This is a genomic window from Bosea sp. ANAM02 (assembly GCF_011764485.1).
Taxonomy (GTDB): domain Bacteria; phylum Pseudomonadota; class Alphaproteobacteria; order Rhizobiales; family Beijerinckiaceae; genus Allobosea.
Genome location: NZ_AP022848.1, coordinates 1,722,145 through 1,744,768, shown reverse-complemented (window position 1 = coordinate 1,744,768; position 22,624 = coordinate 1,722,145). Strand labels below are relative to the sequence as shown.

Sequence of the window (22,624 nt, the reverse complement as noted above, 5' to 3'; positions counted from 1 at the left end):
GCGGCCTGCCCCGGAATGACGGTGGCGCTTTGAAGCAGAATCCGTCGACATGCGGCCACGCGAAATGACGCCAGCGGCGACCGGCTCCCTGCGTTATGCTATGGGAGCCCTGCACCGCGAGCGCGCCGGCCTGGACCGGCGCAGGAGAAAGGCGCGAGATGATCGCAACCGAGACCCTGGCGAAGCCGGCCCGCAAGCCCCTGCCCGACGAAGCGCCGCATGTCCTCGTCGTCGACGACGACCGGCGCCTGCGCGAGTTGCTGGGCCGCTTCCTCGGGGATAACGGCTACCGGGTGACGACGGCGGCCAATGCGGCCGAGGCCGATACAAGGCTCGGCAATCTCGTCTTCGACGCGATCGTGCTCGACGTGATGATGCCCGGCGAGAACGGCTTCGATTTCGCCCGCCGCTTCCGCGGCGCCTCCGCCGTGCCGATCCTGATGCTGACCGCCCGCGCCGACGGCAAGGACCGCATCAACGGCCTGGAGATCGGCGTCGACGACTACCTGCCGAAGCCTTTCGAGCCCCGCGAACTGCTGCTCCGGCTCGGCAATATCCTGAAGCGCACCCTGGTGGTCGAGGCCGCGCAATCCGGCACGCGGCCGGATTTCGTCCGCTTCGGCCCGTTCATCTACGGGCTGGCGCGCGGCGAGTTGCGCAAGGGCGAGGAGACGATCCGCCTGACCGAGCGCGAGCGCGAGATCCTGACTGCGCTGGCGGAACGCGCGGGCGAGGTCGTGCCGCGCGAGGAACTGGCCGCGCAGGGCTCGGCCGCCAATGACCGCACGGTCGACGTGCAGATGAACCGCCTGCGCCGCAAGATCGAGCGCGACCAGGCCGATCCGCTCTATCTCCAGACCGTGCGTGGCGTCGGCTACAGGCTGGTGACGGACCGGACGTGACCTCGCTGCAACCCGGCAGGAAAGGCCCGTCCGCATTGCGCTCCGCCGCGCGCATGCTGGCGCGCGCCTTCGCCGGGCTGGAACGGACGCTCGATAACCTCGGCAGGGCCGTGCGGCCCACGGTCAAGCGCATCGGCCGCCCCTTGCAGGTCGTCGCGCGCTACATGCCGAAGGGCCTCTATCCGCGCGCGCTCGTCATCGTCATCGCGCCGGTCGTGCTGCTGCAATCGGTCATCGCCTATGTCTTCATGGAACGGCACTGGCAGACGGTGACGCAGCGGCTGTCCTCGGCCGTCTCGGCCGACATCGCCATGCTGATCGATGTCTATGAGAGCTATCCGCAGGATGCCGATACGACGACGCTGTCGCGCATCGCGGCCGAGCGGCTCGGCATGGATCTCGACATCATCCCCGATTCCGATCTGCCGGCGCCGGGCCCGCGCCCGTTCTTCTCACTGCTCGACAACGCCCTCTCGACCGAGCTCAGCCAGCAGGTCGCCCGCCCCTTCTGGCTCGACACGGTCGGCCGCTCCAGCCTGATCGAGATCCGCATCAAGCTCGGCAAGGACGTGATGCGCATCCTGACGAGGCGCAATTCGGCCTATGCCTCGAACAGCCACATCTTCCTGCTCTGGATGATCGGGACGTCGCTGATCCTGCTCACCATCGCGGTTTTGTTCCTGCGCAACCAGATCCGCCCGATCCTGAAGCTCGCCGATGCGGCGGAGGCCTTCGGCAAGGGCCGCGATGCGGATTTCCGGCCGCGCGGCGCCCGCGAGGTCCGTCGCGCCGGCAATGCCTTCATCGAGATGAAGCGCCGCGTCGAGCGCTCGATCGGCGAGCGCACGACGATGCTGAACGGCGTCAGCCACGACCTGCGCACCATCCTCACGCGCTTCAAGCTCTCGCTCGCCCTGATGGAGCGCTCCTCGGAGATCGAGGCGCTGGAGAAGGATGTCGACGAGATGAGCCGCATGCTCGAGGATTATCTCGCCTTCGCCCGCGGCGATGCCGGCGAGACCGCGGTCGAGACCGATATCCGCTCCCTTCTGGAGGAGCTGAAATCCGATGCCGAGCGGCAGGGCCACCAGACCGGATTGACGGTGGAGGGCGACCCGCTCGTCGTGATCCGCCCGGATGCCTTCCGCCGCCTGCTGACCAATCTCGTCTCCAATGCCGCCCGCTACGGCGACCGCATCGCGATCCGCGCGACGCATGACGCGCGCTACCTGATCGTGATGGTCGACGATGACGGGCCGGGCATCCCGCCCGACCAGCGCGAGGACGTCTTCCGCCCCTTCTTCCGGCTCGACGAGGCCCGCAATGTCGATGGCGGCGGCACCGGCCTCGGCCTCGCCATCGCCCGCGACATCGCGCGCGCCCATGGCGGCGACATCATGCTCGGCGATTCGCCGCTCGGCGGCCTGCGCGCGACCGTCCGCTTGCCGGTCTAAGGCTAGCCTCAGCCGACCCCGATCGGCGCGAGCGCGGGCAAGCGCGCCACCGCATGGTCCATGAAGGCGCGCACGCGCGGCGAAGGCTGCCGGCCGCCCGGCACCACGAGCTGGACCGGCAAAGGCGGCGGCTCGAAGTCCGGCAGCAGGCGCGCCAGCGTTCCCGCGGCGAGATCGTCCGCCGCCTGATAGGACAGCACCCGCGCCAGCCCGCGCCCTGCCCGCGCCGCGATCAGCACCGACTCGACCTCGTTGACGATCAGCCGCGGCGCCAGCACGACGGCGCTGCCTGAACGCGGGCCGCCGAAGCGCCAGGTCAGCGTCTGGTTGGCGGCGACGCTCGCGATCGTCTCATGCGCGGAGATATCGGCCGGGCGCCGCAAGGGCGGGCAGGTCGCGAGATAGGAGGGCGCGGCGACGAGGATGCGCCGGACCTCGCCGACCTTGCGCATCAGCAGACCGGAATTCGGCAGCGGCCCGATCCGGATCGCAAGCTGCAGATCCTCCTCGATCAAATCGAGATTGCGGTCCGCCAGCACGAGCTCGACCTGCACCTGCGGATAACGATCGAGGAATTCGCTCACCAGCGGCGTGACATGCCGCCGGCCAAAGGCGAGCGGCGCGGTGATGCGCAGCAGGCCGCTGACCGGCTCCGCCGCCGCGACGCCGAGCGCCGCATCGTAATCGGCAAGCAGACGCCGGGCCGTCGCGGCAAGCTCCCGGCCGGCATCGTTCGGGGTCAGGCGCCGCGTCGTCCGCGCGATCAACTGCGTCCCGACCCTCGCCTCCAGCCCCGCGAGCGCCCGCGTCACGGCCGGTCGCGACTTGCGCAGACGACGCGCCGCTCCGGCGAGACTTCCGGCGTCGACGATCGCGACGAAGATCGTCAGCTCCTCGATCCGATCCATCGCATCGTTCCGAAAATTGAAATTCTGAGTTCGATCGATAGCAGATTTCGTCGCATAATCGAAACGATCATGATCCCTACGACAAGCAGGAGCATCGCCATGCCGTCGCCAGAGATCATCCTCCACGGAACGCCCCTTTCGGGCCATGCCCACCGCGTCGAGTTGCTGCTGCTGGCGCTCGGCCTGCCCTATCGCACCGAGGAGGCCCCGGCCGATGTCCGGCGCGGCGACGCCTTCCGCAAGCTCAACCCGCTCGGCCAGATTCCCGTCCTGCAGGACGGCGACCTGACCTTTGCCGACAGCAATGCGATCATGGTCTATCTGGTCCGGCGCTATGCCCCGGACAGCGCCTGGCTGCCGCTCGATCCCGTCGGCGCCGCCCATGTCCAGCGCTGGCTGTCGATCGCCGCCGGCGAGGTCATGCACGGCCCCTCGATCGCACGCCTGATCACACAGTTCGGCATGAAGGATGACAAGGCCCGTGCCCAGCGGATCGCGGCCCGGCTGCTCGCCTTCATGGAAGAGCATCTGGCGGCGCGCGACTATCTCGCCACCGCCCAGCCGACGATCGCCGATCTCGCCTGCTATTCCTATGTCGCTCATGCCCCCGAAGGCGGCATCTCGCTGAAGCCCTATCCGGCCGTGCGCCGCTGGCTCGCCCGCATCGAGGCCCTGCCCTTCTTCAAGCCGATCCCGCCTTCGCCCCTGCCGCCGGAGCTCGACGAGCATGCTGCCTGACGGCCCTTTCCACGCCGGTGAGCTCGCCGCTCAGGCGCTGGCCGGCGTCGCCTCGCGCGGCGGCGGCATCCGCCCGTTCATGCCGGATCAGCACCGCGTCTTCTTCGGCCAGTTGCCATGGCTCTTCGCCGGCGTGCTCGACCGGGACGGTTGGCCGCTAGCGACGGCACTGGCCGCCACGCCCGGCTTCGTGGCGAGCCCAACCCCGACCACGCTATCGGTCGCAGCCCTGCCTGCCCGCGATGACCCTGCTTTCGAGGCGTTCCGGCCGGGCAACTCTATGGGACTGCTCGGGCTTGAGCTGGAGACCCGCCGCCGCAACCGCGCCAATGGCCGGATCGGCACGGTCGCAGCAGATGGCTTCACGGTCGAAATCGAGCAGAGCTTCGGCAATTGCGCAAAGTATATTCAGATCCGCCATCGGCTTCAGGACACCGACGAACCGGCGGTTGCGCCCGTCAACCTGTCAGGCCTGGATGCGGAGGCACGCGCGCTGATCGCTCAAGCCGACACGCTGTTCATCGCCAGCGCTGCCGCTCCTGAGACCGAGACCGGCGGCGTCGACATCTCGCATCGTGGCGGCCGTCCCGGCTTCGTGCGGATCGACGGCGACACGCTCACGATCCCGGATTTCGCCGGCAACAACTACTTCAACACCTTCGGGAACCTGCTGCAGGAGCCGCGCGCCGCGTTGCTCTTCGTCGATTTCGCGACGGGCACGTTGCTGCAATTGCAGGGCGAGGCGGAGATCGTCTGGCAGGGACCGGAACTGGCACGGCTCGACGGCGCCGAGCGCCTGTGGCGGTTCCACGTCAGGCGTGGCTGGCGCCGGCCACATGCTTTACGCCTGCGCTGGTCGGCTGCGGAATTTGCGCCAACCACCTTGCAGACAGGACCATGGACGGCCGCTGCCTAGAACAGCCGCCCGCCGATCGGCACCTCGTGCCCCGGCCCGATCAGCACGACTTCACCTTCGGCATCGGGAATGCCCAGCGTCAGCACTTCCGACATGAACCTGCCGATCTGGCGCGGCGGGAAATTCACCACCGCGAGGACCTGCCGGCCGGGAAGGTCTTCCGGCCGGTAGTGCTTGGTGATCTGCGCCGAGGACTTCTTGCGGCCGATCGTGCCGCCGAAATCGATCACGAGCTTGAGCGAGGGCTTGCGCGCCTCAGGATAGGGCTCAGCCTCGACGATCGTGCCGACGCGGATGTCGACCTTCAGGAAGTCGTCGAAGCCGATCTGTGCGACCGGGGCGGAAGGCTCGCTCAAAACTCGGCCCAACCGTCGTCGCGGGCATCGGCCTTGGGCGCCGCAGTAGCGCCGTTGACGGCCTTGGCGCGCGGAACAGCCGGGCGCGGCGCCGCAGCGACCGCCGCCCGCATCGTCTGCGAGATCGCCTTGAGCTTCGCCACGTCGCCGCCGAGCTGGAAGCGCGCCACCAGCGAGGAGAGCCGGTCCGCTTCCTGCGACAGCGAATGCGCGGCGGCGGTCGACTGCTCGGCCATGGCGGCGTTCTGCTGCGTCGCCTGATCCATCTCGCCGACGGCGGAATTGACTTCCTGGAGGCCAGAAGCCTGCTCCTGCGCGGCGCCGGCGATCTCGGCGACGAGCGTGGTGACGCGGGTGATCTCGGAGGCCATGCGCTGTAGCGCGCCGCCGGTCTGGCCAACCAGCGTGACGCCCTTCTCGACCTCGATCGTCGAAGCATCGATCAGGGTCTTGATCTCCTTGGCGGCGGAAGCCGAGCGCTGCGCCAGCGCCCGCACTTCCGAGGCCACGACCGCGAAGCCCTTGCCGGCATCGCCGGCGCGCGCCGCCTCGACCGAGGCGTTGAGCGCAAGGAGGTTGGTCTGGAAGGCGATCTCGTCGATGACGCCGACGATCTGCGAGATTTCCTGGGCCGATTTCTCGATGCCGCCCATCGCCGTCACCGCATCGCGGACGATGCTGGTCGACTGCTCGGCCTCGGTCTTGACCTGTTCCGTCGCCTGGTTGGCGAGGCGCGCGCTCTCGGCGGTCTGCCGGACCGTGGCGGTCAGCTCGTCCAGCGCCGTCGCGGTCTCTTCGACCGAGGAGGCCTGCTGTTCGGTCCGGCTGGCGAGGTCATCGGCCGCCTGGCTGATCTCGGTGGAGCCCGCCTTCATGCTCTCGGTATTGGTCGCGATCTGGCGCATCGCGTCCTCGAGCTTGGCGATGGCGCCGTTGAAGTCGTCCTTGAGCTTGACGTATTCGGCGGTGAAGCCAGCTTCGATGCGATAGGTCAGATCGCCGTCCGAGAGGCGCTCCAGGCCCTGGCCGAGCGCGTGGACCACATCCGCCTGGACACGGGCATGCTCGGTCCGCTCGGCCTCGCTGCGCCGGCGCTCGCCATCGGCGGCGTGGCGATGGCCGGCAGCCTCCTCCTCCATCCGGATCTTGTCGGCCTCCATCGCCTCCTTGGCGAGGGCGGCGTCCCGGAAGACGACGAGCGTGCGCGCCATCGCGCCGATCTCGTCGGAGCGTTCCTGATGCGCGATCGGCGTATCGAGCTGGCCGGCGGCCAGGCCCTCCATCGAACCGCGCACGGAGTGCAGCATGCCGGAAGCGCGGCGGCTGAGCACGATCACGAGGCCAAGCATGACGAGGCCGAGCGGCACCAGAACCTTGGCGACGCCGCCGACCATGCCCATGAAGGCCGCATCGACGTCGTGGACGTGCAGACCCGAGCCGACCACCCACTGCCATTGCGGAATGCCGATGATGTAGGAGATCTTCAGCGAAGGCTCCTTGTCGCCCGGCTTGAGCCAGCCATAGTCGACGAAGCCTTCGGCCTTCGACTTCGCCAGCGCGATCATCTCCTGAACGAAGAACTTGCCGTCCGCATCCTTGAGCGGCTTCATGTCCGTCGACTGGATCTTCTTGTTCGCGTGCAGGACGCTGATGCCGTCGTAATTGATCAGGAAATAGTAGTTCCCGCCGTCGAAGCGTGAGCTGCCGAGAGCGTCCATCGCCAGCTTCCTGGCGTCCTCGTCCTTCAGCTCGCCGCTCTGGACCCGGGCCAGATAGCCCTTGATCGTCGTCGCGGCCGCCTCGACCGCATTCTTCATCTCGGCCCGTTTGAGCGTGATCATCTCGTTGCGGGCGGCGTTCAGCGTATAGCCGACGCTGCCGACGGCGATCAGAACGGCCAAGGCCGCGATCAGGCCGAAGGAACGGCTGATCGAGAGGGTGGCAAGCTTCCTGGTGAACGACATTCGCGGATCCTGCGCGGATGAGGGATTCCCCTCATTCGCGCAGAATTGGCTAAGGCCCGCTTAACACTGGCGCAGTTTCGCCACATTTTGTCGCAGGCCGCGCGGATAATGGCGCGACGCTCAGATCGCCGGTGCGTAATCCTCACTGTCCTCGTCGCGGTCGGAGGCGCGTTCGCGCCGGCGCGCCTTCAGCGGCCGCCCGGAGCAGATCGCGCGCGCCAGCCCGCGGAACGGCGCCGTCAGCCGGTGGACGTCCTCGGCGCGGGCCATAATCCGCCCCGCCGTCTTCAGCTCGCGGTCGAGCCGCGCCATCGTCTTCGACAGCTCCGGCTCGTCGTCGTCGAGCCAGGCTTCGGAGACCCGCGCCATCAGCAGCACCGCGCCCTGCACCCGGAGAGCCCCGAGCGCATCCTCGGTCGGGATGCCGGCCGAGGCCAGCATGTAGCGCCAGGAATTGACCGCCCCGCGATTGAGCGCAGCCAGCGCCAGCGGATCGCGTCGGACGGCCGGCGCGATCCTGCGCAGGCCGGCTTTGTAGGGAGCCATCGCATCGAGCCGGCGCATGACGAGGTCGAACATCCGCTCCTTGACCGGCTCGCCTGCGAGATCGTCCGATGAGCCGGCGAGAACGGCATCGTCGACGATGCGGGTCACGCCGCCCAGCATGGCGAGCTTGGACGGGAACAGCCCGCGCAACTGCGCCAGCGTCAGCCCGGCCTCGGCCGCGATATCGGGCAGTTCGATCTGGTCCCAGGGTCGCTCGGCCGCGAGCCTCATCAGCGCATCGACGGCGCCCTTGCGCGGATCGGCCGGCTTGGCCGCGGGCGCAGGCGGCGCCTCGGGCGGGGTGGAAACGGGTTTGCGGGCCATGGGGCAGCTCCTCTCGCTTCGCGTCGAGAGGAGGTTAGGCCGCGATCGTGGCGGGTGGAAGGCTGTCGGCAGCATTTTCGAGCGAAGTGGAAGCCGGTCGCGTGAAGAAAATGCGTCATGCAACAATCTGAATTTTCCGGCCTTTCGGTCAGAAAGGCCGGAAAATTCAGCCGGAAAGCTCGCCGGCGCGACGTTTGGCTGCAGCCACCGCCTTGCGCATCAAGGGCGTCATGCCGTCCTCGGCCATCAGCACCTCGAGCGCGGCAGCGGTTGTGCCACCGGGCGAGGTCACGTTCTGGCGCAGCGTGCCGGGCGGCAGCGGCGACTGGAACAGCAATTCGCCCGCCCCCTCGACCGTCGCTCGCGCCAGCCTTTCGGCGACATCGGCAGGCAGGCCGGCATCCTTGCCGGCGGCGGCAAGGCATTCGACGAGATGGAAGACATAGGCCGGCCCCGAGCCAGACACGGCGGTGACCGCATCGATCAGACCTTCGTCATCGAGCCACTCGACCTTGCCGATGCTGCCGAGCAGGGCATCTGCCGTGGCGCGCTGGGCGGCGCTGACCCCCTTGCCGGGCGCGGCTGCGGTAGCGCCGCGCTGCACGGCCGCCGGCAGGTTCGGCATGGCGCGGATGATCGCGCCGGCATTGGGCAGGCGCGCCGCGAGATCGCCCAGCGTCTTGCCGGCCAGGATCGAGATCAGCAGCGTGCGGGGATGGATGAAGGCCTGCACCGCCGGAGCCGCCGTGTCGAGCATCTGCGGCTTGGTCGCGAGCACGACGACATCGGCAGCGGGAATTTCCCTGGCGGAAGGGTTGACCCGCATGCCCTTCTCGTTGGCCAGCGCGACCATCTCGTCCGACGGCTTGGGGTCGATCAGGCTGATGCCCTTGGGATCGATGCCGATGCGCAGCCAGCCCTCGAGCATGGCGCCGCCCATCTTGCCGGCTCCGATCAGGACGAGCGATTGCGGAAGGGAATTCGACATGGCGGCCTCACAGGCTTGGCGTTTCGCGGGCCCCTGCCCGCACGCTCACGACTGGGAGCCTTCCCGTCCCGTGGCCGCCCGGTCAAGTCCGTCCGAACGGATTCGGCCGGCTCAGGCTTCGCCGACCGTCTCCAGGATCGCGCCCTCCATGCCCTCCCTGGCGGTCTTGCCGGCCCAGACGACGAACTGGAAAGCCTGGTAATAGCGCTCGCAGGCCTCGACCGCGGCCTTGACCAGCGCGATGGCCTGCTCCTCGGTCGGTTCGGCTCCGCCGGAGAGCAGCAGGGCATGACGATACATCACCACGCTCTCGCTGCTCCAAAGGTCGAAATGGCCGAGCCAGAGCTGCTCGTTGACGAGGCTGACGAGCTGCAGAACCTCGCCGCGCCGCCGCTCCGGCACCTTGAGGTCGAAGGCGCAGGCGATATGCAGCGCCTCCACCTCGGCGAGCCAGGTGATCGCGACATGGTATTCCGACCAGCCGCCGGTGACGGCGACCGAAAGCTCGTCCTCGCTGTCGCGATCGAAGGACCAGTCGTTGAGCGCAGCGAGGCGTTCGAACAGGTCAAGCGGATTGGAAGGCCGATCCAGCTCGGCATCCATATCGAGGTCTATCATGCCCTAAGGTCCACCTTCCGAAGCCAAGGCTCCGGCGCGTTCGAGAAGAGGAACACGGCGACTGGAAAGCCGAAGGAACGCAACACACCTCCGGAGCATCTCTGAGGAGATACTCCCATCCGGCGCGGCAGGACGAATCCGCCCGACGAATCAATTCTTTCCACCGACGATAGCGCAGGCGCTGTGACGCTCCCAACACGGCGCCACGCTCCGCGGATTCGGCCGGCGGGCTCAATCCCCCAAGCGGGCTGTCCACAGCACATGGCTGTGGACATGACCTGAGGGCAATCGGGGCGCGCTTTCAGAGCCTATCAGAACATCCCCACTCATCCCGAGAGCCGGGCAAAAAGCAGAACGAGCCCTCAATCCTGAGGAGCCATTTCACGGAAATGGCTCCTCAGGATTGAGGGCTCGGATCGAAAAGATGCTCAGATAGGCGCTCAGGCCTTGCCGAGCTTCTCCTCCAGCGCCTTCAGCCGGGCGGCGAGCTTGTCGTTCTCCTCGCGGGCGATCAGCGCCATCTCGCGCACCGCCTCGAACTCCTCGCGGGTGACGACGTCGAGATCGCGCAGCAGCCGCTCGATCTGCGTCTTCACCACCGTCTCGACCTCGCGCCGCACGCCCTGCGCCGCGCCGGCGGCATCCGTGGCGAGGCGGGCGATATCGTCGAGGATGCGGTTGCCGGGGTTGACCATGGCTCTCTCCCTTAGGGGCGAAATTCTCTGGAGACAGCCTATAGGCAGCCTGCGCGGGGGCCGCAATTGCGACCGGTTGCCGGGCTTGCCCGAAAGGCGCCGCCACGATCACATGCGCGACCGTCCGGAGGAAACGCCATGGCCCTGCATTTCACGCCCGCCGAATTCGCCCGCCGCCGCGAGGCCCTGCTGGCCGCGATGCAGAAGGATCGCCTCGACGCGCTCTTCCTGTTCCAGCAGGAATCGATGTTCTGGCTGACCGGCTACGACACCTTCGGCTTCTGCTTCTTCCAGAGCCTGGTGGTCAAAGCCGATGGCACCATGGCGCTGCTGACCCGCTCCGCCGATCTCAGGCAGGCACAGCAAACCTCGAATCTCGGCGATATCCGCATCTGGAAGGACGGCCGCGACGCCGACCCGACCGCCGACCTGCTCGCGCTGACCCGCGATCTCGGCCTCGCCGGCAAGCGCATCGGCGTCGAATTCGAATCCTACGGCCTCGTCGCCTCAAACTACCGCAAGCTGGAAGCCGGCTTCGCCGGACAGGCCGAACTCGTCGACGCCTCGCCGATCGTCACCCGTCTGCGCGCCGTGAAATCGGTGGAGGAGATCACCTATGTCCGGCGTGCCGCGGTGCTCGCCGATGCCGCCGACCACGCGGCGCTCGACGCGATCCGTGCCGGCGCCGACGAGGGCGAAATCCTCGCCGCCCAGCATAATGCCATCTTCGCGGGCGGCGGCGACTACCCCGCCAACGAGTTCATCATAGGCTCGGGCCGCGACGCCCTGCTCTGCCGCTACAAGTCCGGCCGCCGCCGGCTCGATGCGAACGACCAGATCACGCTCGAATTCGCCGGCACCGACCGGCACTATCATGTCGCCGCGATGCGCACGGTCGTCGTCGGCGAGCCGCGCCCGCTGCACCGCCCCTATCATGCCGCCGCACGCGACGCGCTGCTCGCCTGCGAGGCGGAACTCAAGCCCGGCCGCACCGCAGGCGATGTCTTCGCCGCCCATGCCCGCGTCTTCGACGAGCACGGCCTGGCGCAGCACCGGCTCAATGCCTGCGGTTATTCATTGGGCGCCAAATTCACGCCCTCCTGGATGGACTGGCCGATGTTCTACGAAGCGAATGACTGGCCGATCGTGCCGGGCATGGTGATGTTCGCCCATATGATTTTGATGGATTCCGCCAGCGAAACCGCGATGTGCCTGGGCCGGACCTATCTCGTCGGCGAAACCGGTGCCGAGGCGCTCAACCTGCCTGATCTGGACCTCGCCATCCGTTGAGCCTAGAACAGCGGCGCAGGGAATCTCGAAGCGATCCACAGCCCGAAGGGCGGGAGGCGTCATGATCAACCGTTTGAGCGGCCTCGTTCTGGGGCCGGTCGTGGCGCTGGCTGTCGCCGGCTGCCAGGAAACCACCCAGACCGCCGCCCGTCCGCGCGTCGACGCGCCCGGCGTCCCGGTCTCGGTCCAGAGCATCTCCGGCGCCCCGGAAAGCGTCACCACCAGCTTTGCGGGTTTGCTCGGCGAGGCCGCGGCCGAGCGCAGGATGGAGATCGTCCCCGGCAACAAGCCGGCGCGCTTCCGCGTCAAGGGCTACCTAACGGCCCAGCCGACCGAGGACGGCCAGACCGCGCTCGCCTTCGTCTGGGACGTCTACGATTCGACCAAGCAACGCGCCCAGCGCGTGCAGGGCGAGAGCATCGGCAAGCGCAGTGGCGGCTCCGATCCCTGGGCCGGCATCGACCAGACGATCGTCGCCAAGGCCGCTTCCGACTCGATGGATGCGATCGCCGGCTTCCTCGTCACCGCGCCGGGCGTCGAGACGCTGACGGTCGACGACAAGCCCGCGAAGCCGGCCAGGCGCGGAACCCGCGTCGCCGCAACCGACGACAAGAAGAAGAGCTGAGGCCTCGGCCGCAGCGACGCTGCGGCAGTGGTTTCCGGGTCACGGCGCGCCACCCTGCGTTTTTTTGGCCGTCGATATTGCACTGCAGCGGTCGACTCCGCCTGACCGCGCTGTTAAGAGCCGTTCGAATTGAGCCGGCAATGCCGGTCCTCCCTGCTCAGCCTTACTGCAACGGTGCGCTACGGCATGGCCTCCCACTTCAAAGTCGTCGCCGGCAACTCCAATCGTCCGCTGGCCGAGGCGATCTGCAACCACCTCAGCATCCCCCTCGCCAAGGCCTCCGTCCGGCGCTTCGCCGACATGGAGGTCTTCGTCGAGATCCAGGAGAACGTGCGCGGCCAGGATGTCTTCGTCATCCAGTCGACCTCGTTCCCGACGAACGACCATCTGATGGAACTGCTGATCATCACCGATGCTTTGCGCCGCTCATCGGCCAAGCGCATCACGGCGGTGATCCCGTATTTCGGCTATGCCCGCCAGGACCGGCGCGCCTCGGGCCGTACGCCGATTTCGGCGAAGCTCGTCTCCAACCTGATCACCCATGCCGGCGTCGACCGCGTGCTGACGCTCGATCTCCATGCCGGCCAGATCCAGGGCTTCTTCGACATTCCGACCGACAACCTGTTCGGCGCCCCGCTGATGGCGCGCGACATCAAGGACCGGCTGGAGTGGAAAAACGCCATGGTCGTCTCGCCGGACGTCGGCGGCGTGGTCCGCGCTCGTGCGCTGGCCAAGCGCATCGACGCTCCGCTCGCGATCGTCGACAAGCGCCGCGACAGGCCGGGCGAATCCGAGGTCATGAACATCATCGGCTCGGTCGAGGGCCGTTCCTGCATCCTGATCGACGACATCGTCGATTCCGGCGGCACGCTGGTCAACGCCGCCGATGCCCTGCTCGAGCAGGGCGCCAAGGAGGTCTACGCCTACATCACCCATGGCGTGCTCTCCGGCGGCGCGGTCGCCCGCATCGCCGGCTCCAAGCTCAAGGAGTTGGTCATCACCGACTCGATCATGCCGACCGAGGCGGTGAAGGTCGCCCGCAACATCCGCGTCATCTCGATCGCCGGCCTGATGGGCGAGGCGATCGAGCGCACGGCGAGCGAGACCAGCGTGTCGAGCCTGTTCGACTGAGGCCAATATTGACAGTCTCAGTCCTCATCCTGAGGAGCCGCGAAGCGGCGTCTCGAAGGATGTTCCAGAGTGTGCTGGAGCATCCTTCGAGACGCGGGCATTCGCCCGCTCCTCAGGATGAGGGCTGAGCAGATGGTGACGGCGTTGAGCAATTCCCGCGCCCTCGTCCTGTTCTCCGGCGGCCAGGACTCCACCACGACCCTGGCCTGGGCGCTCGACCGTTTCGAGACGGTCGAGACGATCGGCTTCGACTACGGCCAGCGCCATCGCATCGAGATGGAGTGTCGCGAGACGATCCGCGCCAGGCTGCCAACGCTCGCCGCCCGCTATGCCGCGCGGCTCGGCCCCGATCATGTCGTCGATCTCAAGGCGCTCGGCGCGATCTCCGAGACGGCGCTGACCCGCGAAACCGAGATCGCCTTCGCCGAGACCGGCCTGCCCACGACCTTCGTTCCCGGCCGTAACCTGATCTTCCTGACCTTCGCCGCCGCGCTCGCCTATCGCCGCGACCTCAAGCACATCGTGCTCGGCGTCTGCGAGACCGACTATTCCGGCTATCCCGACTGCCGTGACGACACGATCAAGGCGATGCAGGTCGCGCTTGGCCTCGGTCTCGACCGCCGGCTCGTCCTGCACACGCCCCTGATGTGGCGCGACAAGGCCCAGACCTTCGCGCTGGCACGCGCCATCGGCGGACAAGCCCTTCTCGACCTCGTGATCGAGGACAGCCATAGCTGCTATCTCGGCGACAGGACGACCCGGCATGGCTGGGGCTATGGCTGCGGCCATTGCCCGGCATGCGATTTGCGAGCAAAAGGCTTCGCGGCCTATCTCGCAGCCCCCGACGATACTGGACTTATTCCATGACCCGTGACCGCCAGCGCCTGACCGAGGGTATCATCGCTCTCGTCCTGTTCGGCCTGACCATTCCCGCCGCCAACTGGCTGATCGGCAATGCCGGCTCGGTCTGCGTGCCTGACGGACCCTGCCTCGTCCCGGTCTGGCCTGGCATCATGGCCCCGAGCGGCGTCCTGATGGTCGGCCTTGCGCTGGTGCTGCGCGACATCGTCCAGCGCCGCCTCGGCCCGCTCGCCGGTCTCGGCGCCATCGCGGTGGGCACGCTGATCTCGGCCATGCTCGCCCCGCCCGCCATCGTGCTCGCCTCGGTCGCGGCTTTCCTGCTGTCGGAGCTCGCCGATTTCGCGGTCTATACGCCGCTCCAGCGCCGGCGCTTCGTCACGGCCGTCTTCGCCTCGAGCGTGATCGGTCTCGTCGTCGACAGCCTCGTCTTCCTCTATCTCGCCTTCGGCAGCCTCGACTTCCTCGCCGGGCAGATCATCGGCAAGGCCTGGATGGTGCTGCTCGCCCTGCCGCTGATGCATCTCCTGCGGCGCCGCGACGAAAGGCTGGGCCTTGTTGCCGCCTGAAGCGGCGGCTGCAACCCAGCGTAAAGTTTGAGGCGGCGTCTCAACCTGCCCTTAAGGCATTTGCGCCAGTATGCGGGTTCTTCGGCGGGCACTCAGTCGGACAATCCGTGATCAGACCTTCGGGCCGTCTGCAGGCTCTGCAGAACGATATTCTTGAAGATATCGCCCGCGGCGAGCCGCTCGCCGCCTGCATGGAGCGTCTCTGCCATCGTGCCGAGGCTATCTCGCCCGGCGTGATCTGCTCGGTCGTCACCGTCGACGATCAGGGTTGCCTCCAGCCCCTCGCCTCGCCCAGCCTGCCGACGCACTTCGCCGACTCCATCGCAGGGGCTCCGGTCGGCCCTTGCGCCGGCTCCTGCGGAACCGCGATCCATCGCGGCGAGCCGGTCGAAGTCACCGACATCGCCACCGACCCGCTCTGGGCGCCTTATACGGGCCTTGTCCTGCCGCTCGGTCTGCGCGCCTGCTGGTCGACCCCGATCAAGGCCCGCGATGGCCGCGTCATCGGCGCTTTCGCCTTCTACTTCACCAGGCCGCGCCGGGCGCAACTGCTCGAGCGCCAGATCGTCGCGACCTGCGTCCATCTCTGCGCCATCGCGATCGAGCATGACGAGGTCCGTTCCCGCAATCACCGCCTCGCCTATTTCGATACGCTGACCGGCCTGCCGAACCGCAGCCAGTTCAACGGCGCGATCGCCGAGATGAGCGCCGCCGGCCGCCGTTTCGGGCTGATGCTGATCGATATCGACCATCTCAAGCTGGTCAACGACACGCTCGGCCACGCGGCCGGCGATGCCCTGATCGCCGTGGTCGGCGCACGGCTCGCAACGGCTCTGTCAGGGTGCCTGACCTGCCGGATCGGCGGCGACGAGTTCGCCGTCCTGATCCCGGATTGCGAGGGCCCGGTGCGCATGCGCTCCCTCGCCTCGGCCGCCACCGCGGCCATGGCGCTCCCCCTGGACCATGACGGGCACAGCATCACCCCCGGCATCACCATCGGCGGAGCCATTGCCGGCGAGGATGGTCTGGACAGTGTCACCCTGCGGCAGAATGCCGACCTCGCTCTCTACCATGCCAAGGAAACCCGGCGCGGTCGCTATGTCCGCTTCCGCCGGCAGTTGCGCAGCGCGATGATGCAGCGCATCAGCGTGCGCCGCGATGTCAACGGCGCGCTCGGTGACGACCGCATCATTCCCTATTATCAGCCTGTCATCCGCCTCGACACGACCGAGGTCGTGGGCGTCGAGGCCCTCGCCCGGATGCGCCTCGACGATGGCCGCATCGTCACCGCCGGCGAATTCCAGGATGCGCTCCGCGACCCGAAGATCGCCCATCGCACCACCACCCAGATGCTGACGGCGATCGCCGCCGACATGGCCGAATGGCGGGCAAGCGGCCTGAATTTCCAGCATGTCGCGATCAACGTCACCTCGGCCGACTTCCAGAAGGGCGATCTGGTCCAGCGCGCCGCCCGCATCCTGGAGAAGGTCGGCGTGCCGATGCAGCAGCTCGTAATCGAAGTCACCGAGCAGGTCTTCATGGGCGGCCGCAAGGACGGCGTCGCGCGCACCATGGAGGCGCTGCGCGCCTGCGGCTCGCCGGTCGCGCTCGACGATTTCGGCACCGGCTTCGCCTCGCTGACCCATCTGCTCGATTTCCCGATCGACATCATCAAGATCGACCGCTCCTTCGTCGGCTCGATCGATAGCGGCGCGCGCAGCGAGATCATCATCGAGGCGCTGCTGACCATGACGCGCCGCCTCGGCATGAAGATCGTCGCGGAGGGCATCGAGAAACAGGCGCAGGCCGAGCGCCTGACCGAATTGGGCTGCCGCCTCGGGCAAGGCTATCTCTATTCCCCGCCGGTTCCGGCCTCGGTCATCCGCGAATGGCTCGCGCGCTTCGCCCGGCCTGTGCAGGCTGCGGCTCCCGCCGCCGGCCGCGTCGCGAACGCCGCCTGAGTGCCTTCCGGCCGGGCTTGAGATCGCGGCGGTTTTCGCCTATGAGCAGCCCTGCGCTCGGCTGACACCCTTGGAGGCTCTGAGCGCACCATCCGATGGCCGCCACGAGGCGGCCTTGTCATTTTACAAGTCAAGGACATCCAACATGACCGCCGTGAAGCAAATCGAGGCTTCGGCGCGCGCACAGGTCGGCAAGGGGGCCGCTCGTGCCGTTCGTCGCCAGGGCCAGACGCCTGCCGTGATCTATGGTGGGGGCGCCGCTCCCGAAGCCATCGCGCTCGACGCCAACAAGACCCGCCAGCTGATTTTCGGCGGCCACTTCCTGACCACGATCTTCGAGATCAGCGTCGCCGGTAAGAAGCAGCGCGTCATTCCGCGCGATTACCAGCTCGACCCGGTCAAGGATTTCCCGATCCATGTCGACTTCCTGCGCGTCGCCAAGGGCCAGACCGTCACGGTCCAGGTTCCGGTTCACGTCACCGGTCAGGAGCAGAGCCCCGGCGTCAAGAACGGCGGCCTGGTCCAGATCGTCGAGCACAGCCTGGAAGTCACCGTCGAGCCCGACGCCATTCCGGAATCGATCGACGTCTCGGTCGCCGGCCTGAACGTCGGCGATTCCGTCCATGCCGACGCGATCAAGCTCCCGGCCGGCGCCAAGCTCTCGATCGGCGCCGACGCCACGATCGTCACGGTCTCCGCGCCGACCGTCGAGGCCGAGCCTGAGGCCGCCGAGACCGCGGAAGCCGCGACCGAAGCCAAGGCCTGATGAAACGGCGCCGGCCGGCGCCGCTTCCATCCGGAACGATCACGAGACGGCCGGGTCAGCCCGGCCGTTTTGCTATGTAACGACAAGCCTGCCGGAGTCCCGCCATGCTGATCTTCGCCGGCCTCGGCAATCCCGGCCCGCGCTATGCCCGCAACCGGCACAATATCGGCTTCATGGCCGTGGACGAGATCGCGCGCCTGCATCGCGCCTCGCCTTGGCGCGCCCGCTTCCAGGCCGAGGCCTGCGAGGCGACGATCGGGGCTGAGAAGGTCATCCTCCTCAAGCCGCAGACATATATGAACGAATCCGGCCGTTCGATCGGCGAGGCCGCGCGCTTCTTCAAGATCGCGCCGGCCGATGTCGTCGTCTTCCATGACGAGCTGGACCTCGCTCCCGCGAAGCTGCGCGTGAAACTCGGCGGCGGCAATGCCGGCCATAACGGCCTGCGCTCGACCACGGCGGCCATCGGCAACGACTATCGCCGCGTGCGGATAGGCATCGGCCATCCCGGCGACAAGGCGCTGGTCCACGCCTATGTGCTCAACGATTTCGGCAAGGCCGAGCAGCCCTGGGTCGAGGATCTCTGCTCGGCCTGCGCCGACCATGCCGCCCTGCTCGCGGCCCATGACGACGCCGGCTTCCAGAACAAGGTCCATCTCTTCATGGACTCATGCGGCCACGCCGCCGTGAAGCGCCTCGGCGAGAAGAGCGACGGCTGATTTAGAGCGGCAACTTCGCGCCCGCCTTCGCCACCGTGACCCGGCTGGTGCTGTAGCTGCCATCGGCCTGCCGGCTTGCCGTCATCGCGACCTGCGCGCCGGGCTTGAGCTCGCTCGCCTCGGCCGGCGCCGCCATCAGGATCGTCGCCTCCGGCGTGATCGCGACCTTCTGCTCCCCGCCCGGATAGCTCAGAACGAGGTTGGCGCCATCGACGCGCGAGACCGTCTCCGCCACCGTCGCATTGGTCATGGTCGCATCGGGCAGTACGCCCCAAGGCCGATGCCCCTCGCCCGTGCCGCGCATCGCCTCCGGGAAGATCACGACCTGCACGGCCAACTGAGTGCCGTCGGGTTGCGGCTTGGCGCCGACGCCGATGAAGCTGCCCTTGGCGATATCGGAGGTCTTCGCAGCCACCATGCCACCAACCGAGAAGCCCGGCGCGAGCACGACCTTGATCTCCCGCCCATCCGCCGCCTTGAGCTCGAGCGTCGCTCCCTGCATCCGCTCGACCGTGCCGCGCAACCGCGTTCCCGGCGCCTGAGCGACAGCCACGCCGCCGGCAAGGGCAACGATCGACAGGGCGAGCGCGAGGCGGATACGGTTCATGACGGGACTCCGAACGATGCGGGCAGGCAACCCGACCGATCCAGCACCCGCGCCTGCCACGCCGCCATGCACGTTCGCGTGAGGCACACGGCCGCCATAAGACCCGCGGCTCTTGTCTTTATCGCGCAAGCCCCCCAATAAGGCCGCAACTTTCAAAGCTTCACGCCCGGCCGCGGCTGATCCGCAGCGGGCAACGGAACAGGCGATCATGGGCTTCAAATGCGGAATCGTCGGCCTGCCGAATGTCGGCAAGTCGACCCTCTTCAACGCGCTGACGCAGACGGCCGCGGCGCAGGCTGCGAACTATCCGTTCTGCACGATCGAGCCGAATGTCGGTGACGTCGCGGTGCCGGACGAGCGGCTGGAGAAGCTCGCCGCCATCGCCGGCTCCAAGGAGATCATCCCGACGCGCCTGACATTCGTCGACATCGCCGGCCTCGTGCGCGGCGCTTCGCGCGGCGAGGGGCTCGGCAACCAGTTCTTGGCGAACATCCGGGAATGCGACGCCATCGCCCATGTCGTGCGCTGCTTCGAGGACGGCGACATCACCCATGTCGAGGGCAAGGTCTCGCCGGTCGACGATATCGAGACGATCGAGACCGAGCTCATGCTCGCCGATCTCGACAGCCTCGAGAAGCGCGTGCTGCCGCTGGAGAAGAAGGCGAAGTCCGGCGACAAGGAGGCCAAGGAGGCGGTCGACCTGATGAACCGCTGCCTCACCCTGCTGCGCGACGGCAAGCCCGCCCGCCTCGTCCAGCTCTCGCCCGAGGAGCGCCGCCCGTTCGAATTGCTCGGCCTGCTCTCGTCGAAGCCCGTGCTCTATGTCTGCAATGTCGAGGAGGCCAGCGCCGACAAGGGCAACAGCTTCTCCGAGCTGGTGAAGAAGCGCGCCGCCGAGGAAGGCGCCGTCGCGGTCGTCGTCTCGGCCAAGATCGAGAGCGAGATCGCCGTTCTCCCGGCCGAGGAGCAGACCGAGTATCTGGAGGCCGTCGGCCTCGACGAGCCCGGCCTGAACCGCGTGATCCGCGCCGGCTATGCCCTTCTCCATCTCGTCACCTATTTCACGGTCGGCCCGAAGGAGGCCCGCGCCTGGACGATCGAGAAAGGCACCAAGGGGCCGCAGGCCGCCGGCGTGATCCATACCGATTTCGAGAAGGGCTATATCCGCGCCGAGACCATCGCCTATGACGATTACATCGCCAACAAGGGCGAGTCCGGCGCGCGCGAGGCCGGGAAGTTCCGGCTCGAAGGCAAGGAATACGTCGTCGCCGACGGCGACGTGCTGCATTTCCGCTTCGCGAATTGAGAAAGCCGGCGATGTCGTATTTCGAGGATTTCGTCCCGGGCGCGAGCGCACGTTCGCGCAGTCTGGCGGTCTCGCAGGACGACATCGTCGCCTTCGCATCGCGCTATGATGCGCAGGATTTCCATGTCGATCCGGAAGCCGCAAAGGCGAGCTTCGTCGGCCGCCTGATCGGCTCGGGCTGGCATAGCTGCTCCCTGCTGATGCGATTGATGGCCGAGGATTTCCTGCTCGACGCCGCCAGCATGGGCGCGCCGGGCATCGACGAGGTGAAGTGGCTGCGCCCGCTCCTGCCCGGCGACAGCGTCAGCGCGCGGCGCACCGTGCTGGAGAGCAAGGCCTCGCGCTCGCGCCCCGAGATGGGCCTCGTGCGCTTCCGGCTGGAACTGCTGAACCAGCGCGACGAGCCGATCCTGGAACAGACCAACTGGATCATGTTCGGCCGCAGCGGCTCCGGCATCGGCACGCACCCGGCCGGCCCCTGGCTCGACCACGCGCCGATCTACGAACGCCCCGCCGTCGAAAGCCCGCTGGAAGCGGCCGCCGAACCGCCGGGACCGACGCGCTTCTTCGAGGAGCTCTCGATCGGCGACAGCCATGAGCTCGGCAGCTTCGTCTTCACGGCCGAGGAGATCGTCGCCTTCGCCCGCAGCTTCGATCCGCAGCCCTTCCACATGGACGAGGCGGCGGCGCGCGGGAGCTCGTTCGGCAGGTTAGCGGCCTCCGGCTGGCACACGGCCGCCGTCTGGATGGCCTGCATGGTCCAGCACCGCAGGCGCCAGCTCGCGGCCGCTCCCGAGCGCCCGGCACGCCTCGGCCCCTCCCCCGGCTTCAGGAACCTGCGCTGGACGAAGCCGGTCTTCGCCGGGGACCGGATCACCTATCGCTCCGAGGTGGTGGACAAGCGTGAAAGCGCCTCGCGCCCGCAATGGGGCCTGTTCTTCCACCGCAACACCGGCACAAACCAGCACGGGGAAGAGGTCTTCAGCTTCGACGGCTGCGTTTTCGTCGAGCGCAAGCCCCGCTGAGGATCACGCTCCGGACCGTACGGCGGCTTCGCGTGCGCGGCGCTGGCGCAGAATGTCCGCGATGAACAGGCGCGACAGGGCGTGATAGAGCGGCTCGCGCGAGACCAGCCGCGCCGTGCCGTAGCCCAGCATCGACACCGCCATCAGCGCCAGCACGTTCTCGTGGTTTCCCGTCATCTCCACGATGATGACGAAAGCCGTCATCGGCGCCTGCACGACGCCGGAGAAATAGGCCGCCATCCCGAGCACGGCGGCAAGCCCGATCGGGGACCCCAGCAAGCTGCCGATGGTGCTGCCAAGCCCGGCGCCGACCGACAGCGAGGGAGCGAACAATCCCCCCGGTATGCCGGACAGCGAGGAAGCGAGCGTCGCGACCAGCTTGCCCAGGAAGAAGCTGGCCGGAAGCGGCGTGCCTTCGATGGCGCTGCGCGCTTCGGCATAGCCCGTTCCGAAGGTCGCGCCTCCGGTCAGGATGCCGACCAGTGCGACCAGAAGCCCCGCCCCCGCCGCGATGGCCAGAACCCGGCCGAGCGGCGTCGCCGCACGCAGGCGCCGGATGCGGCGCGTCACGGCGACCATCAGGCTGCTGAACCCGGCCCCCAGCGCCCCGCCGACCACGCCGCAGACCATGACGAGCAGCCAGTCCCGCTTCACCTCGGCGGCAATCGCGACCACGCCGAAATAGGTGTAGTTGCCGACGAGCGCGATCGCGGCGATGCCCGCGATGATCACGGCCGACAGGACGATGCCGTTCGTCCGTGCCTGGTAGGTCTTGCTCATCTCCTCGATGGCGAAGACGATCCCTGCGAGCGGCGTGTTGAAGGCTGCGGCGATGCCGGCGGCCGAACCTGCGAGGATCAGGCCGCGTGCCTGCGCCATGCCGCCCCAGCGCGCCGCCTGCAGCATGATCGAGGCACCGACCTGAACGGTCGGCCCCTCGCGCCCGATCGAGGCACCGCAGAACAGGCCGAGCACCGTCAGGACGATCTTGCCGGCGGCGATCCGCAGCGACAGGAAGCTGGCGCGCTCCGTGTCGTCGCGCAGGTGCCGCGCCGCGATGGCCTGGGGAATGCCGCTGCCCTGGGAAGCCGGAACGAACCGGAAGGCGATCCAGGCACAGAGCGCAAATCCGGCGGGAGTGACCAGCAGGGGCGCGTATCGGAGCCATCCCTCGCGCCGGAAGGCTGCGCCGAACAGTTCCTGGGCCGCGTCGGCGAGCCCCGCGAAGGCGGCGCTGACGATGCCGATCGCCAGCGCGCCCGCCCAGAACACCAGGCGCTGCTTCCAGAAACGCGGCGTGATGGCCAGGGCGCGGGAGCGCCTGAGCAGGGGAATTCTGGCGGCACGGCGGTTCATCG

23 protein-coding genes are annotated in these 22,624 nt (G+C 67.9%); 14 read left to right on the top strand and 9 right to left on the bottom strand.

The window, feature by feature from the left end:
* Positions 1-158: 158 nt before the first annotated feature.
* Entirely contained in the window at positions 159-902 is a 744-nt protein-coding gene (locus OCUBac02_RS08360; RefSeq protein WP_173044858.1) for a response regulator, read from the top strand.
* 53 nt (positions 903-955) lie between these two features.
* A complete protein-coding gene (locus OCUBac02_RS08355; protein WP_173049435.1) occupies positions 956-2,356 on the top strand; it encodes an ATP-binding protein in 1,401 nt (466 codons plus the stop codon).
* Positions 2,357-2,364: 8 nt separating this feature from the next.
* Here OCUBac02_RS08355 and OCUBac02_RS08350 read toward each other — a convergent pair whose 3' ends face one another.
* Complete coding sequence (locus tag OCUBac02_RS08350) at positions 2,365-3,264, bottom strand: LysR family transcriptional regulator (RefSeq protein ID WP_173044856.1); 900 nt, start codon at positions 3,262-3,264, stop codon at positions 2,365-2,367.
* 99 nt (positions 3,265-3,363) lie between these two features.
* Between OCUBac02_RS08350 and OCUBac02_RS08345 the strand changes: the two genes are divergently transcribed.
* Both OCUBac02_RS08345 and OCUBac02_RS08340 read left to right on the top strand, forming a co-directional pair.
* Positions 3,364-4,002: a glutathione S-transferase gene (locus OCUBac02_RS08345; RefSeq protein ID WP_173044854.1), complete on the top strand. Its 639-nt coding sequence runs from the start codon at positions 3,364-3,366 to the stop codon at positions 4,000-4,002.
* Positions 3,992-4,918, top strand: coding sequence for a pyridoxamine 5'-phosphate oxidase family protein (locus OCUBac02_RS08340; RefSeq protein WP_173044852.1), 927 nt, complete (start codon positions 3,992-3,994; stop codon positions 4,916-4,918). The genes OCUBac02_RS08345 and OCUBac02_RS08340 overlap by 11 nt, the downstream gene beginning before the upstream one ends.
* On the opposite strand, the gene OCUBac02_RS08335 is transcribed toward OCUBac02_RS08340, so the two are convergent.
* The 6 genes from OCUBac02_RS08335 to OCUBac02_RS08310 form a co-directional block, all read right to left on the bottom strand.
* A complete protein-coding gene (locus tag OCUBac02_RS08335; RefSeq protein ID WP_047580819.1) occupies positions 4,915-5,274 on the bottom strand; it encodes a tRNA-binding protein in 360 nt (119 codons plus the stop codon). The two genes, OCUBac02_RS08340 and OCUBac02_RS08335, sit on opposite strands and share 4 nt — an antisense overlap.
* Positions 5,271-7,238, bottom strand: a complete 1,968-nt coding sequence (locus tag OCUBac02_RS08330; RefSeq protein WP_173044850.1) for a methyl-accepting chemotaxis protein — start codon at positions 7,236-7,238, stop codon at positions 5,271-5,273. The genes OCUBac02_RS08335 and OCUBac02_RS08330 overlap by 4 nt, the downstream gene beginning before the upstream one ends.
* A 120-nt stretch (positions 7,239-7,358) precedes the next feature.
* Positions 7,359-8,108 (bottom strand): TetR/AcrR family transcriptional regulator, encoded by a 750-nt coding sequence (locus tag OCUBac02_RS08325; protein WP_173044848.1) that lies wholly within the window; start codon positions 8,106-8,108, stop codon positions 7,359-7,361.
* 166 nt (positions 8,109-8,274) lie between these two features.
* On the bottom strand, positions 8,275-9,096 hold the full coding sequence (proC, locus tag OCUBac02_RS08320; protein ID WP_173044846.1) for a pyrroline-5-carboxylate reductase: 822 nt from the start codon (positions 9,094-9,096) through the stop codon (positions 8,275-8,277).
* A 111-nt stretch (positions 9,097-9,207) separates the two neighbouring features.
* Positions 9,208-9,714 (bottom strand): type III secretion system chaperone family protein, encoded by a 507-nt coding sequence (locus tag OCUBac02_RS08315; RefSeq protein WP_047580643.1) that lies wholly within the window; start codon positions 9,712-9,714, stop codon positions 9,208-9,210.
* Positions 9,715-10,154: 440 nt separating this feature from the next.
* Positions 10,155-10,409 (bottom strand): accessory factor UbiK family protein, encoded by a 255-nt coding sequence (locus OCUBac02_RS08310; protein WP_047577935.1) that lies wholly within the window; start codon positions 10,407-10,409, stop codon positions 10,155-10,157.
* Positions 10,410-10,547: 138 nt separating this feature from the next.
* On the opposite strand from OCUBac02_RS08310, the gene OCUBac02_RS08305 reads away from it, so the two are divergent.
* The 8 genes from OCUBac02_RS08305 (at position 10,548) to pth (ending at position 18,328) form a co-directional block, all read left to right on the top strand.
* Positions 10,548-11,699 carry a M24 family metallopeptidase gene (locus tag OCUBac02_RS08305; protein ID WP_173044844.1) on the top strand — a complete coding sequence of 384 codons (1,152 nt, stop codon included), beginning with the start codon at positions 10,548-10,550 and terminating at the stop codon, positions 11,697-11,699.
* 61 nt (positions 11,700-11,760) lie between these two features.
* Positions 11,761-12,324 (top strand): hypothetical protein, encoded by a 564-nt coding sequence (locus tag OCUBac02_RS08300; RefSeq protein ID WP_052232382.1) that lies wholly within the window; start codon positions 11,761-11,763, stop codon positions 12,322-12,324.
* Between the two features lie 186 nt (positions 12,325-12,510).
* On the top strand, positions 12,511-13,455 hold the full coding sequence (locus tag OCUBac02_RS08295; RefSeq protein ID WP_047579794.1) for a ribose-phosphate pyrophosphokinase: 945 nt from the start codon (positions 12,511-12,513) through the stop codon (positions 13,453-13,455).
* A 132-nt stretch (positions 13,456-13,587) separates the two neighbouring features.
* Positions 13,588-14,322: a 7-cyano-7-deazaguanine synthase QueC gene (gene queC, locus OCUBac02_RS08290; protein WP_047574562.1), complete on the top strand. Its 735-nt coding sequence runs from the start codon at positions 13,588-13,590 to the stop codon at positions 14,320-14,322.
* Positions 14,319-14,882, top strand: a complete 564-nt coding sequence (locus tag OCUBac02_RS08285; protein WP_173044842.1) for a VUT family protein — start codon at positions 14,319-14,321, stop codon at positions 14,880-14,882. The genes queC and OCUBac02_RS08285 overlap by 4 nt, the downstream gene beginning before the upstream one ends.
* Positions 14,883-14,989: 107 nt before the next feature.
* Positions 14,990-16,843 carry a putative bifunctional diguanylate cyclase/phosphodiesterase gene (locus OCUBac02_RS08280; RefSeq protein WP_173044840.1) on the top strand — a complete coding sequence of 618 codons (1,854 nt, stop codon included), beginning with the start codon at positions 14,990-14,992 and terminating at the stop codon, positions 16,841-16,843.
* Positions 16,844-16,988: 145 nt separating this feature from the next.
* Positions 16,989-17,609 carry a 50S ribosomal protein L25/general stress protein Ctc gene (locus tag OCUBac02_RS08275; RefSeq protein WP_173044837.1) on the top strand — a complete coding sequence of 207 codons (621 nt, stop codon included), beginning with the start codon at positions 16,989-16,991 and terminating at the stop codon, positions 17,607-17,609.
* A gap of 104 nt (positions 17,610-17,713) precedes the next feature.
* Complete coding sequence (gene pth / locus OCUBac02_RS08270; protein WP_173044835.1) at positions 17,714-18,328, top strand: aminoacyl-tRNA hydrolase; 615 nt, start codon at positions 17,714-17,716, stop codon at positions 18,326-18,328.
* 1 nt (position 18,329) lies between these two features.
* Here the strand turns inward: pth and OCUBac02_RS08265 are convergent, their stop codons facing one another.
* Complete coding sequence (locus tag OCUBac02_RS08265) at positions 18,330-18,935, bottom strand: hypothetical protein (RefSeq protein ID WP_173044833.1); 606 nt, start codon at positions 18,933-18,935, stop codon at positions 18,330-18,332.
* Positions 18,936-19,143: 208 nt separating this feature from the next.
* Here OCUBac02_RS08265 and ychF point away from each other — a divergent pair, with 208 nt between their 5' ends.
* Positions 19,144-20,241 carry a redox-regulated ATPase YchF gene (ychF, locus tag OCUBac02_RS08260; RefSeq protein ID WP_173044831.1) on the top strand — a complete coding sequence of 366 codons (1,098 nt, stop codon included), beginning with the start codon at positions 19,144-19,146 and terminating at the stop codon, positions 20,239-20,241.
* 11 nt (positions 20,242-20,252) lie between these two features.
* On the top strand, positions 20,253-21,266 hold the full coding sequence (locus OCUBac02_RS08255) for a MaoC family dehydratase (protein WP_173044829.1): 1,014 nt from the start codon (positions 20,253-20,255) through the stop codon (positions 21,264-21,266).
* Positions 21,267-21,269: 3 nt separating this feature from the next.
* On the opposite strand, the gene OCUBac02_RS08250 is transcribed toward OCUBac02_RS08255, so the two are convergent.
* Positions 21,270-22,622, bottom strand: coding sequence for a chloride channel protein (locus OCUBac02_RS08250; protein WP_173044828.1), 1,353 nt, complete (start codon positions 22,620-22,622; stop codon positions 21,270-21,272).
* Positions 22,623-22,624: the final 2 nt, after the last annotated feature.

Bases quoted from the DNA above. Each gene is read 5' to 3' on its own strand.
- OCUBac02_RS08360 (WP_173044858.1), top strand. From the start codon at position 159: ATGATCGCAACCGAGACCCTGGCGAAGCCGGCCCGCAAGCCCCTGCCC.
- OCUBac02_RS08355 (WP_173049435.1), top strand. From the start codon at position 956: ATGCTGGCGCGCGCCTTCGCCGGGCTGGAACGGACGCTCGATAACCTC.
- OCUBac02_RS08350 (WP_173044856.1), bottom strand. From the start codon at position 3,264: ATGGATCGGATCGAGGAGCTGACGATCTTCGTCGCGATCGTCGACGCC.
- OCUBac02_RS08345 (WP_173044854.1), top strand. From the start codon at position 3,364: ATGCCGTCGCCAGAGATCATCCTCCACGGAACGCCCCTTTCGGGCCAT.
- OCUBac02_RS08340 (WP_173044852.1), top strand. From the start codon at position 3,992: ATGCTGCCTGACGGCCCTTTCCACGCCGGTGAGCTCGCCGCTCAGGCG.
- OCUBac02_RS08330 (WP_173044850.1), bottom strand. From the start codon at position 7,238: ATGTCGTTCACCAGGAAGCTTGCCACCCTCTCGATCAGCCGTTCCTTC.
- OCUBac02_RS08325 (WP_173044848.1), bottom strand. From the start codon at position 8,108: ATGGCCCGCAAACCCGTTTCCACCCCGCCCGAGGCGCCGCCTGCGCCC.
- proC (WP_173044846.1), bottom strand. From the start codon at position 9,096: ATGTCGAATTCCCTTCCGCAATCGCTCGTCCTGATCGGAGCCGGCAAG.
- OCUBac02_RS08315 (WP_047580643.1), bottom strand. From the start codon at position 9,714: ATGATAGACCTCGATATGGATGCCGAGCTGGATCGGCCTTCCAATCCG.
- OCUBac02_RS08310 (WP_047577935.1), bottom strand. From the start codon at position 10,409: ATGGTCAACCCCGGCAACCGCATCCTCGACGATATCGCCCGCCTCGCC.
- OCUBac02_RS08305 (WP_173044844.1), top strand. From the start codon at position 10,548: ATGGCCCTGCATTTCACGCCCGCCGAATTCGCCCGCCGCCGCGAGGCC.
- OCUBac02_RS08300 (WP_052232382.1), top strand. From the start codon at position 11,761: ATGATCAACCGTTTGAGCGGCCTCGTTCTGGGGCCGGTCGTGGCGCTG.
- OCUBac02_RS08295 (WP_047579794.1), top strand. From the start codon at position 12,511: ATGGCCTCCCACTTCAAAGTCGTCGCCGGCAACTCCAATCGTCCGCTG.
- queC (WP_047574562.1), top strand. From the start codon at position 13,588: ATGGTGACGGCGTTGAGCAATTCCCGCGCCCTCGTCCTGTTCTCCGGC.
- OCUBac02_RS08285 (WP_173044842.1), top strand. From the start codon at position 14,319: ATGACCCGTGACCGCCAGCGCCTGACCGAGGGTATCATCGCTCTCGTC.
- OCUBac02_RS08275 (WP_173044837.1), top strand. From the start codon at position 16,989: ATGACCGCCGTGAAGCAAATCGAGGCTTCGGCGCGCGCACAGGTCGGC.
- pth (WP_173044835.1), top strand. From the start codon at position 17,714: ATGCTGATCTTCGCCGGCCTCGGCAATCCCGGCCCGCGCTATGCCCGC.
- OCUBac02_RS08265 (WP_173044833.1), bottom strand. From the start codon at position 18,935: ATGAACCGTATCCGCCTCGCGCTCGCCCTGTCGATCGTTGCCCTTGCC.
- ychF (WP_173044831.1), top strand. From the start codon at position 19,144: ATGGGCTTCAAATGCGGAATCGTCGGCCTGCCGAATGTCGGCAAGTCG.
- OCUBac02_RS08255 (WP_173044829.1), top strand. From the start codon at position 20,253: ATGTCGTATTTCGAGGATTTCGTCCCGGGCGCGAGCGCACGTTCGCGC.
- OCUBac02_RS08250 (WP_173044828.1), bottom strand. From the start codon at position 22,622: ATGAACCGCCGTGCCGCCAGAATTCCCCTGCTCAGGCGCTCCCGCGCC.